Origin of the sequence: Bacillus cereus group sp. MYBKT111-2 (genome assembly GCF_051915205.1) — a bacterium.
Taxonomy (GTDB): domain Bacteria; phylum Bacillota; class Bacilli; order Bacillales; family Bacillaceae_G; genus Bacillus_A; species Bacillus_A paranthracis.
Genome location: NZ_JBQAEG010000016.1, coordinates 15,706 through 36,812, shown reverse-complemented (window position 1 = coordinate 36,812; position 21,107 = coordinate 15,706). Strand labels below are relative to the sequence as shown.

Here is a 21,107-nt window from a genome sequence, read left to right as displayed (position 1 = left end):
TAGCATACGAATTACTTTTCTACTATTATATTGTCTTTCTTTATAGATACATTTTTAGTGAATCCGCTAACGATAAACATCACAATCATATTCATTAACAGCGCGACTATACCTACATTTAAATCTTTTATATATTGAGGGAAACCCGGAAACATCGTAGCTATAGTTGAACCAGATAAAGTAATATACGCAACCACTAATAACCCAATCCCCATCCCGGCAATTGCCCCTTGCTTCGTAATAGTCTGACGTGGAAACAAACTACATACAAGTGCCGGGAAAAGTTGTGTCACTATACTATATCCCATTAAAAGAAGTGCTCCTATCGTTTCTCCACCTTTAAAAGTAAACAAAACAGCTACAAGTGTTACTACAGGAACAAATAATTTCGCTACTTTTGCCACTTGTCGATCCGAGGCAGATGGGACCATTGTTCGGTAAATATTTTTCGCTAATAATGTAGAAGCGGCCATGACAAGCATAGAACCTGGAACTAATGCCGTTAAAACTCCAGCACTACCAATAATCCCAATAAACCAAGGATCAAAAGTTTGAAGAGCCAGACGGAATAACGAAAGGTCTACATCCCCTCCCTTTAATCCAGGAACTTGCAAAATAGCTGCGAACCCTGCAAAGAACACGAAAAGTAAAACTAAAGAGTACAGTGGCATAATGGCCGCATTTTTACGAAATACTTTTTCATTTTTTGCAGAGAAAGCAGAGGCAAATGTATGGGGCCACATATAGAAACCGAGAGCTGTTAATACAATAGTAGAAACAAACCAAGAAATGCTCATTCCTTCATCAGGTAAAGATAAAAATCCTGGTTTTGCTGCTTCTACAGCTTCAAACATCGGCTGAAATCCTCCGTAATAATGGTACGGTAAATATATACCTAAAAACATAACGATAAACAGGATCATAATATCCTTCAAAGCGGCCGTCCAAGCAGAGCCGTGTATACCTGAAACCATTACATATATCGTTATAACAATTGCGCCAATCCACACTGCGATAACTGGTGATACCCTTCCGTAAGACGCTTCCGAAACGATAATTCCTAATCCTTTTAACTGTAAAACAAGGTATGGGATAATCGAAATAACCCCAATGATAGAAACGATAAGGCCAAGTGCCTGACTCTTATATTTCTTCACAAAAAAATCTGGCTGCGAAACTAGATTATGCTCTTTTGCATACTTCCAAACTGGTGGTAATAAAAAATAAGATAAAATATAAGCTAACGCACCATAACCTAAAATATAAAAAGTAGGTGCTCCTTTACTATACGCCCATCCACTTCCACCTAAAAATGTGAATGTCGTATAAATTTCACCTGCCATAAGAAGAAAAACAAAAATAGTACCAAAGCCTCTTCCTCCAACTGACCATTGCTCTAAATTCATATCTTTTCCATGTTGCGCCCGAATTCCCAAAAATAGTGCGAGAAACAAAAATAAAATAATGATAAGTAATGCGGTCATTTTACATCCCCCTTATTAGCAGGATCAAATACGTACACAATCCCCATACAAAGAGATGTAATAAGCACTGATAATAATATCCAAAATAATAAAAATGGCATCCCTAATATATAAGGAGTAACTGAATTAGCAAATACGGGGCCAACAACTAAACAAAAAACTGGAATAAGCGCTAATACGTGTATTTTCTTCATCTCATTCTCCTTTACTTATGAAATTCATAATCGATGATACAAAGACTTGCACGCCAATTGGTAATGCATCTTCATCAATCGTAAAACGAGGATGATGGTGAGGATATATAATTCCTTTCTCTTTATTTCCTGCTCCGATAAAAAAGAATGTCCCTGGTGCTTTTTGTAAAAACGCTGAAAAATCTTCTCCAGCCATCGTCGGCTGTAAACGAGTAACTCGTTCCCTTCCATAAAGCTGTAATGCTGTTTGCTCAATAATCTCTGTCACTTCATAATCATTTACTACTGGACGATATCCATATTCATAAGAAAACGTATATTTCGCTCCATAAGCTTCCGTCACATGCTTTACAATCTGTTCAATCCTTTTCTCTGTTTCTTCTCGTAACTCATGTCTTAAACTCCGCACTGTCCCTTCAATCTCCGCTTGTTCTGGAATCACATTATGGGTTGTCCCAGCGTGAAATTGCGTAACAGATACTACAAGAGAATCTAACGGATTCGTGAGGCGAGATACAATTTGCTGAAGTTGCGAAACTACTTGTGTACCAATTGCAATACTATCAACTGTTTCATGAGGGATTCCAGCATGTCCACCTTTTCCTTCTATTATAATTTTAAAAACATCTGGAGCAGCCATTGCGGGACCATAAATTACACCTACTTTTCCAACCTCTAACGATGCCCAAAGGTGAGCACCAATAATATAATCGACACCTTCCATTACACCCGCTGCAACCATTTCCTCTGCACCGCCAGGAAAGTTTTCTTCAGCATGTTGGAATAGAAAACGAATCTCCCCTTTAATCTTCTCTCTTGCTTCTACTAACTTATGTACAACTCCAAGTAATATCGCTATATGTCCATCATGGCCACATGCATGCATTACACCCGGATATGTAGAAATAAAGTCAAACTCATTTTCTTCATGAATAGGAAGAGCATCCATGTCAGCTCGAACCGCAACTATTTTACCAGGCTGCTTTCCAATCAACCTTGCCATTACACTATATTTAGTAGGTCTTGATACTTCTAAACATGGGATTTCCCGAAGTATATCGAACACAAACTGCGATGTTTTCTCTTCTTGAAAAGATAGCTCTGGATACTTATGAAAATGCCTTCTCCACTCAACCAATTGATCCTTTGACAAAACAAGTTCTTTTGCAACATCCATTTCTCTTCTCCCCTTCTTCACCAAGTTAAATGTTATTATAACGTGAATTGTTAACTTTTAAAAGAATCTTCTGAATTTTCTATTATAATTATCTAAAAATAAAAAGCCATCAAAAAGATGGCTTTTTCATTATTATAAAATAGTAATCGCTTGTTTCCCCATTTGCTCCCACGCTTTCTCAAACTCTGCTCGTGGAACAGCAAAACGTGGATTATTTTTTAGAGGATCATTTACATATACAAAGTTTTGATCGTATCCAACTACTACTACACTATGCTCAAAATATGTAATTTTCACTTCACCAGAGCTTGTATTCCATGTTTCAAAACTGCTTTCAGCTAGCGGCTTAAATGTTGTATTAATAATAACCCATACTGGAGAACCAGAACTGATTACCTTATATAGATCATTCACGTCTCTATCTGTTAAATTAATTACTTTTTCAGAAACATATTTTTCTGCTAAATTAAAGATTGGTTTATTGTATACACCATATCCTGGTTCAGCTTTCGTATAAATATTTCCAACAAATCCCTCATAAGGATTTCCACGCAAACCATTTTGTTCAAATGGAACTCGATGAATTTCACTAGCAAGCTGCATCTTATCCACTTGCACACCTTTATATTGTAGCAACATAGCTAAGCTTGTCACTTCACATCCACGAGGTAATTCTGGTAACTGCTTTATAAACGGAACATTTTCAATCATAGCCGCTTCTTTCATTTCAGATAGAAAATCTAAGCGTAGCACTTGTGCCTTTTGTATAATCTTATCTTTCCCTATAAAAAACGCTGCAGCAAATATAATTCCAAAAACAAAAAGATATTTTAACTTTTTCATTTTAAACAAAACTCCATTAATTATTATTTTACAGACATACCTCTTACCATTGTACCTTTCTTCTTGCTAGTTTGCTAGAAAGATTCTGTGAATTATTGTTCATAACTACATCGTTATAAAATTCTAATTATTTTTAATAAAAAGAAAAAACAATATACTTTTTAGCAACATTTTGCTAAAATCAAAATTATTAACATGGTGAAGATATCACCTTGTTAACAAAACCATTCTTAGAGTATTTAGTCATAGTTCGTTTTTTTACATACTCCATTCATTTCATAGCAAATAAACTGAGTATGTGTCACATCCCCCACTAATGATTAAAAACTCAGAATGAAAACCAGTTAACACATATAAGAAAATAACGGGGTGAGGGGCATATGAATCAACAAGTAGAACAAACAGATTTAAAACGTACAATGAAAAGTAGGCACCTATTTATGATTGCACTTGGTGGTGTTATCGGAACTGGCCTATTTATGGGATCTGGTCAAATCGTCCATAACGCCGGCCCTGGTGGTGCTATTCTTGCATTTTTAGTCGGTGGATTTGTTATGTATTTAACGATGTTATGTCTTGGTGAATTATCCGTAGCTATGCCAGAAGCAGGTTCATTCCAAAGCTATGCAAGCAAATTTATTTCACCTGGTTTTGGTTTTGTTGTCGGTTGGATGTATTGGTTAAATTGGGCTGTTACAGTTGGAGTAGAGTTAACAACTGTAAGTATTTTAATGAAACGATGGTTTCCAGACGTTTCTTCGTGGATTTGGTGTGTTACATTTGCGGCAGCACTCTTTCTTGTAAACGCTTTATCAGCAAAAGCATATGCAGAAGCAGAATTTTGGTTCGCAAGTGTAAAAGTCGCAACTATTGTTGTTTTCATGGTACTCGGTGGTGCAGTTATGTTCGGTCTACTAGACTTTAACGGAAAACCAGCTCCAATGCTTCACAATTTCACTGAAAATGGCGGCCTATTTCCAAATGGTGCATTAGCTGTTCTTCTTACGATGATCACAGTAAATTACTCCTTCCAAGGAACAGAATTAATCGGAATTGCTTCAGGAGAAAGTGAAAATCCTGAAAAAACAATTCCTAAAGCAATTAAAAATACCATTTGGCGCACACTATTCTTCTTCGTTCTAGCGATATCAGTTGTTGTAGGTTTACTCCCGTGGCAAGAGGCTAATCTAGTCGAAAGTCCATTTGTACTTGTATTTGATGTAGCTGGTGTTCCATATGCAGCAGACATTATGAACTTTGTTATTATTACAGCTGTATTATCCGTAGCCAATTCTGGTCTATACGCAAATTCGCGTATGCTTTGGGCGATGGCAAAACAAGGAATGGCAAGTCCAGCATTTACGAAATTAACTAAAAAAGGTGTACCACTAAACGCATTGATTTTCAGTCTAATCTTTGCAAGTCTATCCCTATTAACAAGTGTATTTGCAGCAGATACTGTCTTTTTAGTTTTAACATCTATCGCAGCAATGGCTGCTGTTGTCGTTTGGATGTCAATTGCGGCTTCACAGTTTTTCTTCCGTAGAAACTTCGTGAAAAACGGTGGTGACATAAATGATTTAAAATATCGCACACCACTTTATCCGCTCGTTCCAATCGTAGCGTTCTCACTCAATTTCATTACATTTGTTAGTTTAGCTTTCATTCCAGATCAGAGAATTGCTCTTTATTGCGGCATTCCATTTATGGTCATTTGTTACATTTTATATCAAGTGAAATATAAAAAAATTGTCACATTTGAACAACAACAGACTATTTCACAAGAAATAAACTAAATATACGAAATATTCAGCTATCTTTCTTATGATAAGATAGCTTTTTTCTATTTCTTGGGTATCCTGGTATAACTTTATTTATCTTAAAATTTTCACAATCGCATTTTTCTCTGGAAAATAGTTTACAATGTAATCAAGTTACAAATGATATTCACCTTAAAAAGTGTGCATTTGTGTCTATTTTTTAACAATATCTCAAAAACTATTGCCTTCTATAAATTAATAGGTTTATATTGTTTTATTGGCATAGTTTCAATCCAAGGAGAAAGGAGATTTTCAATCGTGCAACTAAAGAAAGCGTTTTGGAAGTTGGCTTCGCTTCTTCCGTTATCATTACTTCTGTTCCTCGGTGGCTGTGATAAAAAACTCGCAGTATTAAATCCGCAAGGACCTGTTGCAAAAGCACAGTATGATTTAATTGTTTGGTCATTCTTGCTTATGTCATTAATTATCGCAATTGTATTCATCTTGTTTACAGTCATCTTGATTCGTTATCGTGAAAAACCAGAGAATATGGACTATGAGCCACCTGAACAACACGGTAACACATTATTAGAAATCATTTGGACGCTTGTTCCTGTTATTATCGTTATCGCATTATCGATTCCAACAGTAAAAGCAACTTATGCTTCGGAAGAGGTTCCGAAAGAGTCCAAACATATTAAACCAGTGGAGATTTATGTTACATCTGCAAACTGGAAATGGTTATTCAGTTACCCAGAGGAAAAAATTGAAACCGTTAACTATTTAAACATCCCAGCTGGTGTACCAATTCAATTCAAACTGACTTCTGTCGGCCCAATGAATGCTTTCTGGGTACCAGAACTTGGTGGTATGAAGTACACAATGGATGGCATGATTATGGACCTTTATTTACAAGCTGATAAGCCAGGTTCTTACCTAGGCCGTAGCGCGAACTTCTCTGGTGAAGGATTTACTCACATGGAGTTCGAAGTTGAAGCAAAAACTAAAGAGAAATATGACAAGTGGGTTAAAGAAGTACAACAAACTGCTCCTAAACTAACAGAAGATAAGTACAACGAAATTGTTAAACCTGGTGTAGTTGGTCGTATGACATTCTCTAGCCATCACTTAAGTTATGTAGATCCAAAATCACTTGAATATTGTGATTACAACTACTACAAAAACAAAAAATAATAGCTATAATTCCAACAGATTGGAGTGAACACAGTGAAGCTTGATGAATTCTTTGTCACAGGTGACCCGATTATTTACGGTGCAGACGCTTCTATCGTTCTTGTGACATTAGCAATCATTTTCGTACTAACTAAGTATAAAAAATGGAAATGGCTTTGGGACGAATGGTTAACAACTGTTGACCATAAAAAGATTGGGGCCATGTATATTATCTCTGCGGTTATTATGTTATTCCGTGGTGGTATGGACGGTTTAATGATCCGTGCACAGTTAACATTCCCTGAAACAACTTATTTAAACGCTGAACACTATAACGGAATCTTCACAACACATGGTACAGTTATGATTCTTTTCATGGCGATGCCATTCGTTATGGGATTAATGAACCTTGTAGTACCATTACAAATTGGTGCTCGTGACGTTGCATATCCGTTCTTAAATGCTTTAAGTTTCTGGTTATTCTTTGTCGGAGCAATGTTATTCAACATCGCTTTCGTAATTGGTGGTTCTCCAGACGCTGGGTGGACTTCTTACTTCCCAATGGCAGGTACAGAGTTTACTTCTGGTGTAGGAAATAACTACTACGCAATTGCATTACAGATTTCAGGTCTCGGTACGTTAATGACAGGTATTAACTTCCTTGTTACTATCTTAAAAATGCGTACACCTGGTATGACTTTAATGAGAATGCCAATGTTTACTTGGTCAATCTTAATTACAACGATTATCATTATTTTCGCTTTCCCAGTATTAACAGTTGCTCTTGCATTAATGACATTTGACCGTCTATTCGATGCTCACTTCTTTACGATGGCGAGCGGCGGTATGCCAATGTTATGGGCCAACCTATTCTGGGTATGGGGTCACCCTGAAGTATATATCGTTATTTTACCGGCATTCGGTATTTTCTCTGAAATCATTAGTACATTCTCACGTAAACGTCTATTCGGTTACAGTGCGATGGTATACTCAATGGTTGCAATTTCTTTACTAAGTTTCGTCGTATGGCTTCACCACTTCTTCACGATGGGTGCAGGTCCAGCGGTTAACTCATTCTTCTCGATTTCGACAATGGCGATTTCGATTCCAACCGGGGTTAAGATCTTTAACTGGTTGTTTACACTGTATAAAGGACGTATTCGTTTTACAGTTCCAATGCTTTGGTCATTGGCATTTATTCCAAACTTCGTAGTCGGTGGGGTTACAGGGGTTATGCTTGGTATGGCAGCAGCTGATTATCAGTACCATAACAGCTACTTCCTAATCGCTCACTTCCACTACGTATTAATCGCAGGTACAGTATTCGCTATGCTTGCTGGATTCACATTCTGGTATCCAAAAATGACTGGTCATATGTTAAATGAACGCCTAGGTAAATGGACATTCTGGATCTTTATGAGCGGATTCAACATCTGTTTCTTCCCAATGTACTTCTTAGGTTTAGACGGTATGACTCGTCGTATGTACACTTACTCTGAAAGTCTTGGATGGGGATGGCTAAACCAAATCGCATCTGTTGGTGCGGTAATGATGGGTATCGGCTTCCTACTTCTTTGCTACAACGTAATTTGGAGTGCTCGTCACGGTGAACGTGACACAACTGGAGATCCATGGGACGGCCGTACACTTGAATGGGCAACTCAATCTCCTGTACAACATTACAACTTCGCGAAACTTCCTGAAATCAAAGAAGCTGATGCTTTCTGGTACATGAAAAAACGCGGAGAAACAGTTACACCAGCAGCAGAAGACATCAAACCAATTCACATGCCAAGTAACTCTGGTGTGCCTATTATTGCGTCTGGATTCTTCGGTCTTGCAGGTTTCGCATTAGTATTTAGCTGGTTCTGGCTTGCAGCAATCGGCGGCATTGGTATTTTAGCTTGCTTAATCTATCGTTCATTCGATTACGATGAAGGTTACTATATTAGTGTTGATGAAATTAAAAAATCAGAACATGTAGCATGAGAGGTGAAATGATATGGCGGCTTTAGATAAAAGCTTACCTTTGGAATATCAATCCGAACAAAGCAGATTGAATATCCTAGGATTCTGGATTTTTCTTGGGGCTGAAATTATGCTGTTCGCAACACTTTTCGCCTCTTATCTAGTACTTGCTGGTCGTACGGCAGATGGCCCAACACCAGCACAACTGTTTGAACTTAAAACGCTTTTAATTCAAACATTATTACTTTTAACAAGTAGTTTCACATGTGGTATCGTGATTCACGAAATGCGTAAGCACAACCAAAAAGCAATGCTTGGATGGTTCGTCCTTACATTACTTTTAGGTGCAGGCTTCCTATTCTTCGAGATCGAAGAGTTCATTATGTATATTGGTGAAGGCGCAACAATTCAAACAAGTGCTTTCCTATCTGGATTCTTCGTTCTTCTTGGAACACACGGAGCCCACGTAACAGGCGGTATCATTTGGGCAATTTGTGTTATTATCCAAATTTTAAAACGAGGTTTAACACCAGTTACAGCTCGTAAAGTATTCATTATCAGCTTATACTGGCATTTCCTTGATTTAGTTTGGGTCTTTATTTACACACTAGTTTACTTGAACGGGATGGTGGCGTAAATGGGTCAAAATAACAATCAAGCAAACGGGCATGCGCATAGCGGATTCCCTTGGTCACACGTTTTCGGATTTATTTTATCGCTTGCACTAACGTTTCTAGCGTTATACGTGGCACTTTATACAAACCTGCCACTATCAACGATCTTAACTACCATTATCATAATGGCTGTTGCGCAAGCGTTGTTACAATTAATTATGTTCATGCATTTAAAAGAAGGAGAAGGAAGAGTTCAAGTTCTTACTATGATTTACAGTTTCTTCGTTGCAACTGCAACAGTTGGTTTAACTGTATGGATCTTCTTCTCAATGTAATGTACATGAAAAAGACTGCTGAGATTCCTCAGCAGTCTTTTTTTATTCCCTCCCCTATTACATCCACATTACGGAATTAACAACAGAATCATGAAAAATATACTTATTATGACAAATGTTAAGAAAACTCTTTCTTTATGAAATCGAATCCATATGCGTTGCTTTTCTACCTATTATATGGCTAAATAAGTACTATATTTATTTGAAGGGAGAGAACGCAATGGAACATCACACTTCTGTTCTATCACTTATGGTTGTCGTTGCAATCGCGTTTTTCGTTCCCCTTTTGTTACAACGCTTTAAATTAAAAGCACTTCCTGTCGTTGTTGCAGAAATCATCGCAGGAATCTTTGTAGGTAAAAGTGGGTTTAATATTATTGAGCCAGATATGTGGCTTCAAGTCTTATCGACACTAGGATTTATCTTTCTTATGTTTTTAAGCGGTTTAGAAATTGATTTTTCTATCTTTAAACAAAAAGGGAAAAAGAATACGACAAACGAACCAAACACATTCCAAGCAGCAAGTGTTATCTTCTTATTTATTTTCATCTTATCTTATGCCCTATCATTACTATTCGTATGGTTAGGATTTGTAGATAATGCAATGTTTATGACTTTAATTATTTCAACAATCTCTTTAGGTGTTGTCGTACCAACATTAAAAGAGAATAACCTAGGAAAAACAGCAATTGGACAAATCATTTTATTGGTCGCTGTTATTGCGGATTTAGTTACAATGATTTTACTTGCTGTATTCGTCGGATTAAATTCCGAAAGCGGCCAAAGCATGTGGCTCCTTCTTCTTCTATTCGGCGCTGGTATTGTTATTTACTTCGTTGCAAAACGTTTTAAAAACATTCCATACTTAGATAGCTTAAAAGCTGGTAGTGTACAAATTGATACAAGAGCTGTTTTTGCACTCATCTTAATATTAGTTGGGTTATCTGAATCCGTTGGAGCCGAAAATATTTTAGGTGCCTTCTTAGCAGGTGTACTCGTATCATTATTATCACCAAATGAAGATATGGTTGAAAAACTGGATTCTATCGGATACGGTTTCTTCATTCCTATTTTCTTCGTAATGGTTGGTGTAAATTTAGAGGTCTGGTCTATTTTTAAAGAACCTTCTAGTATGCTCATGATTCCAATTCTAATTGTAGGACTCTTTATTTCAAAACTGATACCATCACTCGTCTTACGAAAATGGTATCCACGTAATATCGTACTAGGAAGTGCCATCTTATTAACATCGACACTTTCTTTAGTTATTGCAGCTGCACAAATTGGTGAAAAACTAGGAATCATTAGTCCAAGTTTATCTGCCTCCCTTATTTTAAGCGCAGTTATTACTTGTATTTTCGCACCTATATTATTTAAAAAGATGTTCCCAAAAGTGGAAACACCAAAACCAAAAGTTTCAATCATTGGTGCGAGCAGAATTACCCTTCCGTTATCACTTGATTTAAAACGAGAAGATTATGACGTAACACTATATATGATGCGTCAAAATAAAATAAATGATGAGGAAGCGAAATCGCACGACTTCCCAATTGTGAAATTAGATGACATCACAATTGCATCATTAACCGAACAAACAGCATTTCATGCAGACCGCGTTGTTGTTGCAACAAGTGATGATGAACAAAACTTACTATTAGCAGAACATGCAAAAGAACTAGGTGTTGAACATGTTATTGCAAGTGTAGAAGATCCGCTTCTACAAGAAAAAGCAACACAAGAACATATCGCCGTATTCTCAACCATTAACTCTACACGTATTCTATTACGTGCATTAATTGATAAACCGAGTCTCGTTCGCTTAATTACAACAGCAAACGAAACAGTCCGTGAAGTTGAACTACGAAGCAATAAATATAACGGCGTTGCACTTCGTCGCCTTCCGTTTCTAGGTGATGTACTAGTCATTCAAATTTATCGTGGGAATAAAGCATTAATCCCGCATGGTGATACAAGACTACAACACGGTGACACATTACTTGTAACAGGCTCAAAGGAACATATCGATACACTAAAAAGCATATTAGAATAGAAAAATGCCCCTTACATAATTAAGGGGCATTTTTTTCCATTCCATATGGTAAAATGTTACTATCACATATTATGAGGATGGATTACATTATGTCTATTATAACTTTAGCTCTCTTATTATTAGCAGAAATACTCGTTGCCATTATTCTCATCGGTGTTAGTATTGAAATTTGTAGTTACGGATGGAAAAAATCAAATGGAATAAAATACTCTTGCCTCTTACTTTCACTCCTTCTCGGAACCGCTAGCATACTCGGACTTTTCGCCGCACCTGCCTATTTCTTTATACAATTAACAGAAAAAGCGTTATAAGAAAGGATGTTACTATGATTACCGTGAAAAATATTGATGGATCTGAAACTTACGTATTACGTCAAAAAATTTTGCGCCCGAGTCAAACATTAGCAGATTGTAAATACCCTTCTGACTATGAAACAGATACCTTTCACTTAGGCGCATTTATAAACGATCAACTTATTAGTATCGCTTCTTTCTCAAAGGAAATGCATCCCGACTTACAAGCAGGTATGCATTATCGTCTACGAGGAATGGCCACATTGCCTGAGTTTCGAAACAACCACGCTGGAAGCTCCTTAATTCAGAAAGCAGAACAAATCTTACAAGAGCGTCAAGCAAATATGCTATGGTGTAATGGCCGAATTACTGTAGCTGACTATTACAAGCGCTTAGGCTTCCAAGAACATGGTGAAATCTTTGAAATTGAACCAATTGGCCTTCATAAAGTACTGTATAAAAGAATATAAGAAAAGCTTTCCGCAATACGGGAAAGCTTTTCTTATATTTCAATCTTCACTTTTTATCTTTTTCATATATATGTATATAAACAGACTAGGAACTAAAAAACAAGCAAACATAATAAGTCCTGTCATACTAATTTCCTTTATCGAAATATCTGGTGTTACAACGATACAAATAGCTAAAATCCCAATAATAATACTTACCGGAATGAATAATAGTTTCATAAAATAGCTGCGTGATACTCCGCCCGTATGCTCATACACTTGCACCGAGTTTTTTAAGTTTAAAAAGTTAATCCCTATTATCCCGCACATAAATACCATTAATAAATCCGAAACACTTTCATATCCTGCATCTTGCAAAACGTAACGATAAAAAACAATACCTAGTATGAAAATATTTTGTAAGATGAAAACTAATCTAATATGTTTTAACCCCTCAATCATTAAACGTTCATCTTTCACAATTTTCATCGAATCACTCCTTTTCCTCCCAAAACAAATCATTCAAAGTTTTATCTACTGCATAACAAATTTTTAAACATAAATCTAAAGACGGATTGTATTTGCCCTTCTCAATTAAACTAATCGTTTGCCTTGTAACTCCTACTTTTTCTGCTAATTGTTGCTGTGTTAAATCTAACTGAACACGCGCGACTTTTATTTTACTTACAGCCATTCATGTTCCCCCTCCATCCATATTGTAACATATATATTACATTAAGTAATTTATATTTTGCGTGATTGATTATAGTTTCACTTTATTATACACAAAAAAGGAGCCCCTCATAAGAAGCCCCCCTCTCCTATATTATAAGAATAAATGACATCCAAATAAAATTGTAAATAAGTAGAGTAACGGATGTACCTCCATCCCTTTCCCTTTCACAATTTTTAAGACTGGATACACTAAAAATCCAATTGCAATTCCATTCGCAATACTAGACGTTAACGGAATACCAACGAAAATTAAAAATGCTGGTAATGCATCTTCAAATTCATTCCAATTAATATCACGAATACTTTGTGCCATTAAACTACCTACAATAATTAATGAAGGAGCTGTAATAGCGGCTACACTTGATAAAGAAGCAATAACAGGGCTAAAGAATGCCGTTATAATCGTTAGGCCGACTACTACAATACCTGTTAATCCCGTTTTACCACCTGCAGCAATACCAGCTGACGATTCAATCGTCGCTGCTGTTGGGCTTGTCCCAAAGATAGAGCCTGTAGTACCGCCAATTGCATCCGCAATAAATGCTTTACCAAAACGTTTCTCTGTATTATCTGTAATTAAACCTGCTTGTTTAATTAAACCGAGTAATGCTCCTGTTGTATCAAATAACAGTACAAGTAAAAATGAAAATACAACGCCATATAATCCGTATTCAATTACATCTGAAAAGGCGTTAATTGGATTTGAAACGATAATCCCCTCTGGTAAATGAGGCATCGCAACAATTTTATCCGTAAACTTCAGCTGCCCTGTAAAGAAGGCGATAATTCCTGTCACAATCATACTAATAAATAATGCACCGCTCACACGCAATGTCATTAATACCGCCGCTAAAATCAAACCAATTAAAGTTAAAATAACGGCTGGAGAATGGAAATCACCAATCGTAACTAAGTTAGATGGATGATCAACGATAATTCCAGATAGACGTAATCCAATAAAAGCAATAAATAACCCAATTCCACCTGCAATTGCATGTTTTAAACTATCAGGAATTGCGACAATAAGCTTTTGTCTAAATGAAGTGAAAGATAATAAAAGAAAAATGATACCTGTTACAAATACTGCTGAAAACGCAATGACATATGTAATCCCCTCTGCCTGTTGAACGACAGAATAAGCAAAATACGCATTCATTCCCATAGCTGGAGCAATAACAATTGGATAGTTAGCTAAAAACGCCATACATAGCGTCCCTACAACAGTCGCAATAATAGTTGCCGTAAAAGCTTGATCAAATGGTACACCTGCATCAGATAATATTTTCGGATTGATGACAAGAATATACGCAAATGTAAAAAAAGTTGTGATGCCAGCTAAAAGCTCTTGCTTCACAGAAGTGTTATATTTTTGTAATTGAAACATGGTTATGTACCCTTCCTACATCTGAATTATTATCACACATTCTTTTCTTACTAGTATGTGAGAAAATATAATACTTAATCTTAACAATCAATAAAAAGAAGAGTCAATATATTCGCTAATAGTTCGAATTTTAAGTTTAAGTCTGACAAGCACAGATATAGTACAGTTAATAATGATTATTTTTGTAGCATAACAGATGTAAATGTTTTATAATTTGAAATAGTTAAATATTTAGTAAACGCATTCAAATATCGTTCACTCTACAAGGAGGATTCTTCTTATGCAGCACACAAACAAATCTGGAACTTTAAACCGAGGTTTAAAAGAACGACATATTACTTTAATGTCACTCGGTTCAGCTATTGGCGTTGGACTATTTTTAGGATCTGCTTCTGCTATTAAACTAGCTGGCCCTTCTATTTTACTAGGCTATATGATTGCTGGACTCGTTATTTTTTTCATTATGCGAGCACTCGGAGAAATGGCAATTGAACAACCTGTTGCTGGCTCTTTTAGTAAATATGCATATGATTATCTTGGACCACTAGCTGGCTATATTACCGGTTGGAACTACTGGTTCTTATGGGTTGTTACTTGCATGGCTGAAATTACGGCTGCTGGCATTTACATGCAATACTGGTTCCCAGATATTCCGCGCTGGACTTGGGCATTACTTGCTCTATTATTAATGAGCGCTTTCAACTTCTTATCCGTAAAAGTATTTGGAGAACTTGAATTTTGGTTTGCTCTCATTAAAATTGTCACAATTATCTGTATGATAGTAGTTGGGGCTGGTATTATTTTATTTGGCTTCGGAAACGGCGGTATCGCTACTGGCATTTCAAACCTTTGGTCACATGGTGGCTGGTTCCCAAATGGTTTTTCTGGGTTACTACTCTCCATGCAAATGGTGTTATTCGCTTATTTAGGTGTTGAATTAATCGGTGTTACAGCGGGTGAAGCTCAAAATCCGAAAAAAACACTCGCAAAAGCAATTGATAACGTATTTTGGAGAATCTTACTGTTCTACGTTGGGGCTCTATTCGTTATGATGGCAATTTATCCATGGAACGAACTTGGTGAGAAAGGAAGTCCATTCGTATTAACATTCCAACAAATCGGTATCGCAAAAGCAGCAGGGATTATTAACTTTGTCGTATTAACAGCAGCTCTTTCTTCTTGTAATGGTGGTTTATTTAGTACAGGCCGTATGCTGTATACATTAGCTCAGCAGAAAAAAGCTCCTGAAAGATTCGGTCGTTTAAATAAAAATGGCATTCCAAGTCAAGGAATTGTAGCAACGGCAATCGTTTTACTCGTTGGTGTTATATTAAACTATCTTGTACCCGCAAAAGTATTTACATGGCTCACTAGTATTTCAACTTTCGGGGCAATTTGGACTTGGGGTATTATATTAGTCGCTCAAATTAAGTTCCGTAAAAGTTTGCCGACGCAAAACAAACAAAAGTTATCGTATAAAATGCCTTTATACCCATTAAGTTCATACTTCTCACTCGCTTTCCTTGCACTAGTCTTATGTATAATGGCGTATTCAGAAGATACAAGAATTGCATTGATTATTGGCCCAATTTGGCTTATTGGTTTAGCTATCGTGTATTACATGAAAGGTTTTCATAAAATTGATGAAACACCTAATTCAAAAATTAGTTAAACAAAACATCCCTTCCTTATTACTTGGAAGGGATGTTTTTATATCTATATAAATATTTCTCAACAAAATTCACGGTATTTTTACAATTTTTTAATATTTTTTATGTTTTCCGTCTTTATTTTTACAGAAAAATAAATTACATTATTAAAGCACATATATTTATTATTAGGGGGATTCTTCTATGAAGAATAAAAAATGGATTACATTTTCTTTAGCAACAGCAATTACACTAAGTATAGGAGCTTCGTTCATACCGTCTACTTATGCCGAAAGCTCTGTAGACCCAGCTCCTGAAATTGCTGCAAAAGTTGTAAACCAAAATAATGGGAAGAAAGTATTATTCGATAATACACACGGTCAAACTGCCGGGACAGCTGACTGGGTTATTGATGGCGGCTTTTCTGATTTCGGAAATGGTATCGCTCAAAACGGCTATAATGTAAAAGAACTACGTAAATCAACACCGATTACATACGAAGATTTAAAAGGCTATAATGTGTTTATCGTTCCAGAAGCAAATATTCCTTACAAAAAATCTGAACAAGATGCTATGTTACAATACGTGAAAAATGGCGGTAGTATCTTCTTCATTGCCGATCATTATAATGCAGATCGTAATAAAAATCGTTGGGACTCTTCTGAAGTATTTAACGGATATAGACGCGGTGCTTGGGATAATCCAGCAAAAGGAATGTCTAACGAAGAAGCCAATTCACAAGCTATGCAAGGAGTAGAAAGCTCTGATTGGCTATCTGACAACTTCGGTATTCGATTCCGCTATAACGCAATCGGCGATGTTTCCGCTAAAAATATTGTATCACCTGAACAATCATTCGGAATTACAGAAGGGGTTTCATCTGTAGCAATGCATGCTGGTTCTACTTTAGCAATTACAAATCCAAAACTAGCAAAAGGACTTGTTTATCTTCCAGAAAACCCAGCAAAATGGAATAACGCTGTTGATAGCGGTGTGTATAACGGCGGTGGTGTTGCAGAGGGTCCTTATGCTGCTATCGCAAAAGTAGGCCTTGGAAAAGCTGCCTTTATTGGAGACTCTTCTCCTGTTGAAGATGCTACGCCAAAATACGTTCGTGAAGACTCTGGCCAAACAAAGAAAACTTACGATGGATATAAAGAAGAAAACGATGCGATTTTACTAGAAAATATCGTAAATTGGCTATCGAATAAAGAAACATTTACAAGTTTAGACCAAGTAAATGGTTTACAACTTGATTTACCTACCACTTTACAAACATTTGAACAACCAAGCTTATCAACTGAGCCACAACCTGAACCTTGGAGTGCGCCAAATGCAGGTTATCAATGGTTTAATACAAATACTTTTAAACCTGGTTCATATGGCTATAACGGTGCAGTAACAGCAAATGACTACGTTGTTACACACCCTAGCACTCTACCAAACAATGAAGTGTTCCAAATCAAAATTCAAGTAAATAACTTATTACCAAACACAACATACAATAATTATTCTTTAGGTATATTCACTACTGGCGGTACACAAGTAGCAAAAGTTCAAAATACAAATGGTACTTGGCCATCTACTTTCGGATATAGCAGTGCTTTTTCTTTCACAACAAACAGCTTAGGTTCTGCTGAAAAAATTGTGAACGTACAAATCAATCCAAATACGACTGGACAAGCAACACTTCGTCTACGCCAAAATACAACAGCGAAATATAGTGAAACTGTAACGATTAATAAGAAATAATGAAAAAGGCAATCCGGATATGGATTGCCTTCTTCTCATTTCTCTTCTTTTGAGAAAAACATTCTTGAAATAACGATGCCTATACTTCCTACGATTAAGAATAACACTGCCCTAATCATCATTGAAACTTCTGGTAAGTCTAGAAGGAATAGCTTTCCTATCGTTACGACTAACACGACTAAGCCGGCATATAATATTTCATTCATATTTTTATTCCGGCCAAGCCAAACTGCAAATAATGCATACACCATCCATAATAACGATACAGATACACTTATTATGCTTCCATCTGTGGACAAAACTTCACCGATTCTATTAATTATAATAAATACAATCACCATAAACCAATAGAGTGCTATAGAATACATATACTTGCCAAAGCTCGCTAATACTTCTTTCGCTTGTCTCATGCAATAATAGAACGTTCCTATTAAAATAAGATGAGCAACAAAGCCTGCCGAAATAAATTGATCAAACGGGCTAAAAATAGTCTGTACCATTCCAATTGCGTAAACCGTCGCACTAACATACAATTTTATCTGTTGTTTTCCTTTAATAGAAGTAAACATACCGAGGAAACCTTGTAATAATAGTACAATCGCTGCATTCACTAAACTATACTCATATAAAATCGCTAAACTAAATGCCCCCATTGCGAAACCAAATAAAAGATTTGTAAATGTAGAATGTCTATCCTTCCTATATTCAAACACGAACATAATAGCGTGTACGAGTGCACTTATCATTAATCCCCATGTTGTAAATTCATGTATTTTTGAAATGGCTAATATAAAGAAGACTGCATTCGCACTAAATATCGCCAAGCGTGGCTCTACTATAAAACTTCTCTCTGTAAACATATGCCAAAATAATAGTAAGTGAATTAAACCATAAACTACTGTTAACTGGACTTGCAAATCCTCTACTAACATTGACATAACAGCAAAGAAGACAAAAAGAACAATAGCAGCAACAACATAAGAAATCATATATAAATACTGATAACGATTTTTCAACGCATACCATAATAAGCTGAGCGTTAGTATCGTCTCATATCCAAAGAAAATATACGGATTAGGAGTTGTACTATTTAATAAGAACGGCACGAAGAAAGCTCCTACCGCTACAAAGATAGTAAGATATTCCGATTGATACCTCTTCGCTATATAAATACCTAAAATGACCCATGCAATATTACATACAAACGCAACACTCGCTGGAATAAATCCATATAAATAATGTGCCGCAAATGTCGTTAAAACTATACCCGTAATACTTCCTCCTGCTAGTACTAACCCTAATGCTTGCCGCTCGCGTTTAATTTGAATATCCCCTATATAATAAAAACCGATTGATAGGACAATACCAAACACAATTCGTATTGCTGGTGTTAATAATCCCGCATCTACCCCTGCTTTAAATAACCAAATTACTCCAAGCAACATAATACCGACAAATATGCGCGGTAACCACGTTTGGCAAAACTTAATAATATTAAATGGTTCTGGTTTAAACGCAGCTATATCTACTTGTTTTACCTCACGTTCTTGCACAGGCTCTTTTATTGTAACTACTTCTTCTTTTTGTTTTTCCTCCATCACCGTTTCAATATATTCTTTCTTTTCCGTCCTAACATGTTGCTGAGCATTTTTTACTTCTATTTCTCTTTGTTTTGCTTTCAATTCCAAAAGTGCTTCTTGAATCGTTTCAATTGCTGTTTCGAGTGCTTCTATTTTCTTGTTCAAATCCTCCTTCATGCGCTCCCCCCTCATCATCCGTTCAAAACCTATATATTACCAATTACTTTTATCATACTCTTAGTCTATTCATTTTCAATACTATTTTTCCAAAAAAGAAAGGTGTTTTCCAAAATAGGAAAACACCTTTTACTCATTTCTTCTTATTTAAAACACTACTCACGATAACACCAATACAAGCACCTATAATAGCTGGAACAATCCACCCAACACCTTCCATATAAAACGGAATGTATTTCAATACTGATGTCCACTGATTCATCATCACATTTTTATTGAAAATATCAACTGCACTAAACACCGCTACAATTCCAACAGTTACTGTATATACGTATGCATACTTCTCAATATACTTATGGAATAGCCCTAAAATAATAAGCGTTAATGCAACTGGATAAATAAATCCAAGAATCGGTACTGATACTTTTAAAATTTGTGTTAATCCTAAATTAGCTAAAATCATACTAACCAAACTTAATATAAATGCCCAAACTTTATAAGCTACTTTCGGAAATGCACTTGCGAAAAATTGACTACAAGATGTAACAAGTCCGATTGACACACATAAACACGCGATCGTAAAAATAAGACCTAATAAAACGACCCCGCCTTGCCCAAATAATGTAGTCATCACTTGCGCTAACACTTGCGCGCCATTATCAAATGTCCCCAATGAACCACTCATTGAACCGACATATCCAAGTATGACATAAATAATAGATAATAATAGTCCTGCACCAATTCCAGCAATACTCATATATTTCGCTAAACCTTTATCATCTTCAATACCTTTTGCACGAAGAGCATTTGCAATCACAATCCCAAAAATTAAAGCTGCTAATGCATCCATCGTTAAATATCCATCTAAAAACCCTTGGAACATAGGCGCTTGTCCATAATTTCCAGCAGCCTCTTTCACACTACCTACTGATGTAAACATGCTTTTTATAAAGATAAGAGCAATCATACCTAATAATAACGGTGTTAAAACTTTTCCGAACAACCCCATTAATTTAGACGGTGATAAACTTAACCAGTACACAATACTAAAGAAAATAACTGTGTAACATAATAAGACTACGCTACCCGCTTCCGGAAATAGCTGACCCGGTCCCATTTCAAAAGCTAGACTTCCTGCACGCGGAATACCAAGGCCTGGTCCAATAAATACATACACGATACACGGAAAAATAATGGCGAATGAAGAATGAACTCTACCCGCTAGCGTTTGAAAACTTCCTGCTTTTGCAATCGCAATAACTCCCAATATCGGAAGACCTGTTGCTGATATAATAAACCCTACTAATGAAATCCACACATGTTCTCCTGCTTCATATCCAAGAAAAGGCGGGAATATAAGATTCCCCGCTCCAAAGAACATTGAGAATAACATAAGACTAATAAGTAAAATTTCTTTTTTCTGTAACAATTTCATCTCTTTCTCCTTCTTTGATTTCATCTTTTATGAAATCAATTCCACATATAAAAAA

19 protein-coding genes are annotated in these 21,107 nt (G+C 36.2%); 10 read left to right on the top strand and 9 right to left on the bottom strand.

Annotated elements, in window-relative coordinates; all coding sequences use genetic code 11:
• Window positions 1-11: 11 nt before the first annotated feature.
• The 4 genes from ACTFNE_RS26565 to ACTFNE_RS26550 all read right to left on the bottom strand — a co-directional run bounded on the left by ACTFNE_RS26565 (window position 12) and on the right by ACTFNE_RS26550 (window position 3,698).
• Window positions 12-1,484, bottom strand: a complete 1,473-nt coding sequence (locus tag ACTFNE_RS26565; RefSeq protein WP_000125920.1) for a sodium:solute symporter family protein — start codon at window positions 1,482-1,484, stop codon at window positions 12-14.
• Window positions 1,481-1,678, bottom strand: coding sequence for a DUF3311 domain-containing protein (locus ACTFNE_RS26560; RefSeq protein ID WP_000719858.1), 198 nt, complete (start codon window positions 1,676-1,678; stop codon window positions 1,481-1,483). The genes ACTFNE_RS26565 and ACTFNE_RS26560 overlap by 4 nt, the downstream gene beginning before the upstream one ends.
• A 1-nt stretch (window position 1,679) precedes the next feature.
• Window positions 1,680-2,855, bottom strand: a complete 1,176-nt coding sequence (locus ACTFNE_RS26555) for an amidohydrolase (protein WP_046197144.1) — start codon at window positions 2,853-2,855, stop codon at window positions 1,680-1,682.
• A gap of 132 nt (window positions 2,856-2,987) precedes the next feature.
• On the bottom strand, window positions 2,988-3,698 hold the full coding sequence (locus ACTFNE_RS26550; RefSeq protein ID WP_046197145.1) for a C39 family peptidase: 711 nt from the start codon (window positions 3,696-3,698) through the stop codon (window positions 2,988-2,990).
• A 380-nt stretch (window positions 3,699-4,078) separates the two neighbouring features.
• Here ACTFNE_RS26550 and ACTFNE_RS26545 point away from each other — a divergent pair, with 380 nt between their 5' ends.
• The 8 genes from ACTFNE_RS26545 (at window position 4,079) to ACTFNE_RS26510 (ending at window position 12,361) form a co-directional block, all read left to right on the top strand.
• A complete protein-coding gene (locus ACTFNE_RS26545; RefSeq protein WP_270706262.1) occupies window positions 4,079-5,494 on the top strand; it encodes an amino acid permease in 1,416 nt (471 codons plus the stop codon).
• Between the two features lie 282 nt (window positions 5,495-5,776).
• On the top strand, window positions 5,777-6,652 hold the full coding sequence (locus tag ACTFNE_RS26540; RefSeq protein WP_001176167.1) for a cytochrome aa3 quinol oxidase subunit II: 876 nt from the start codon (window positions 5,777-5,779) through the stop codon (window positions 6,650-6,652).
• 33 nt (window positions 6,653-6,685) lie between these two features.
• Complete coding sequence (gene qoxB, locus ACTFNE_RS26535) at window positions 6,686-8,620, top strand: cytochrome aa3 quinol oxidase subunit I (RefSeq protein WP_000762372.1); 1,935 nt, start codon at window positions 6,686-6,688, stop codon at window positions 8,618-8,620.
• Between the two features lie 13 nt (window positions 8,621-8,633).
• Window positions 8,634-9,236, top strand: coding sequence for a cytochrome aa3 quinol oxidase subunit III (qoxC, locus tag ACTFNE_RS26530; protein WP_000729317.1), 603 nt, complete (start codon window positions 8,634-8,636; stop codon window positions 9,234-9,236).
• Entirely contained in the window at window positions 9,237-9,548 is a 312-nt protein-coding gene (gene qoxD, locus ACTFNE_RS26525) for a cytochrome aa3 quinol oxidase subunit IV (RefSeq protein ID WP_000531380.1), read from the top strand.
• Window positions 9,549-9,768: 220 nt separating this feature from the next.
• On the top strand, window positions 9,769-11,598 hold the full coding sequence (locus ACTFNE_RS26520) for a monovalent cation:proton antiporter family protein (protein ID WP_000399994.1): 1,830 nt from the start codon (window positions 9,769-9,771) through the stop codon (window positions 11,596-11,598).
• Between the two features lie 53 nt (window positions 11,599-11,651).
• Window positions 11,652-11,909 (top strand): DUF4022 family protein, encoded by a 258-nt coding sequence (locus ACTFNE_RS26515; protein ID WP_003296716.1) that lies wholly within the window; start codon window positions 11,652-11,654, stop codon window positions 11,907-11,909.
• Between the two features lie 14 nt (window positions 11,910-11,923).
• Window positions 11,924-12,361 (top strand): GNAT family N-acetyltransferase, encoded by a 438-nt coding sequence (locus tag ACTFNE_RS26510; protein WP_046197147.1) that lies wholly within the window; start codon window positions 11,924-11,926, stop codon window positions 12,359-12,361.
• A gap of 39 nt (window positions 12,362-12,400) precedes the next feature.
• On the opposite strand, the gene ACTFNE_RS26505 is transcribed toward ACTFNE_RS26510, so the two are convergent.
• From ACTFNE_RS26505 to ACTFNE_RS26495, 3 genes are all read right to left on the bottom strand, one after another.
• On the bottom strand, window positions 12,401-12,829 hold the full coding sequence (locus ACTFNE_RS26505; RefSeq protein ID WP_046197148.1) for a hypothetical protein: 429 nt from the start codon (window positions 12,827-12,829) through the stop codon (window positions 12,401-12,403).
• Between the two features lie 4 nt (window positions 12,830-12,833).
• Window positions 12,834-13,034: a helix-turn-helix transcriptional regulator gene (locus ACTFNE_RS26500; protein WP_000301182.1), complete on the bottom strand. Its 201-nt coding sequence runs from the start codon at window positions 13,032-13,034 to the stop codon at window positions 12,834-12,836.
• 132 nt (window positions 13,035-13,166) lie between these two features.
• Complete coding sequence (locus ACTFNE_RS26495; RefSeq protein ID WP_000487209.1) at window positions 13,167-14,459, bottom strand: NCS2 family permease; 1,293 nt, start codon at window positions 14,457-14,459, stop codon at window positions 13,167-13,169.
• Between the two features lie 280 nt (window positions 14,460-14,739).
• Between ACTFNE_RS26495 and ACTFNE_RS26490 the strand changes: the two genes are divergently transcribed.
• Both ACTFNE_RS26490 and ACTFNE_RS26485 read left to right on the top strand, forming a co-directional pair.
• Window positions 14,740-16,131 carry an amino acid permease gene (locus tag ACTFNE_RS26490; protein ID WP_046197149.1) on the top strand — a complete coding sequence of 464 codons (1,392 nt, stop codon included), beginning with the start codon at window positions 14,740-14,742 and terminating at the stop codon, window positions 16,129-16,131.
• 181 nt (window positions 16,132-16,312) lie between these two features.
• Window positions 16,313-17,860 (top strand): DNA-binding protein, encoded by a 1,548-nt coding sequence (locus tag ACTFNE_RS26485; protein ID WP_270706256.1) that lies wholly within the window; start codon window positions 16,313-16,315, stop codon window positions 17,858-17,860.
• 35 nt (window positions 17,861-17,895) lie between these two features.
• On the opposite strand, the gene ACTFNE_RS26480 is transcribed toward ACTFNE_RS26485, so the two are convergent.
• Both ACTFNE_RS26480 and brnQ1 read right to left on the bottom strand, forming a co-directional pair.
• On the bottom strand, window positions 17,896-19,617 hold the full coding sequence (locus tag ACTFNE_RS26480; protein WP_270706254.1) for a DUF2339 domain-containing protein: 1,722 nt from the start codon (window positions 19,615-19,617) through the stop codon (window positions 17,896-17,898).
• A gap of 133 nt (window positions 19,618-19,750) precedes the next feature.
• Complete coding sequence (gene brnQ1, locus ACTFNE_RS26475) at window positions 19,751-21,052, bottom strand: branched-chain amino acid transport system II carrier protein BrnQ1 (RefSeq protein ID WP_098487519.1); 1,302 nt, start codon at window positions 21,050-21,052, stop codon at window positions 19,751-19,753.
• Window positions 21,053-21,107: the final 55 nt, after the last annotated feature.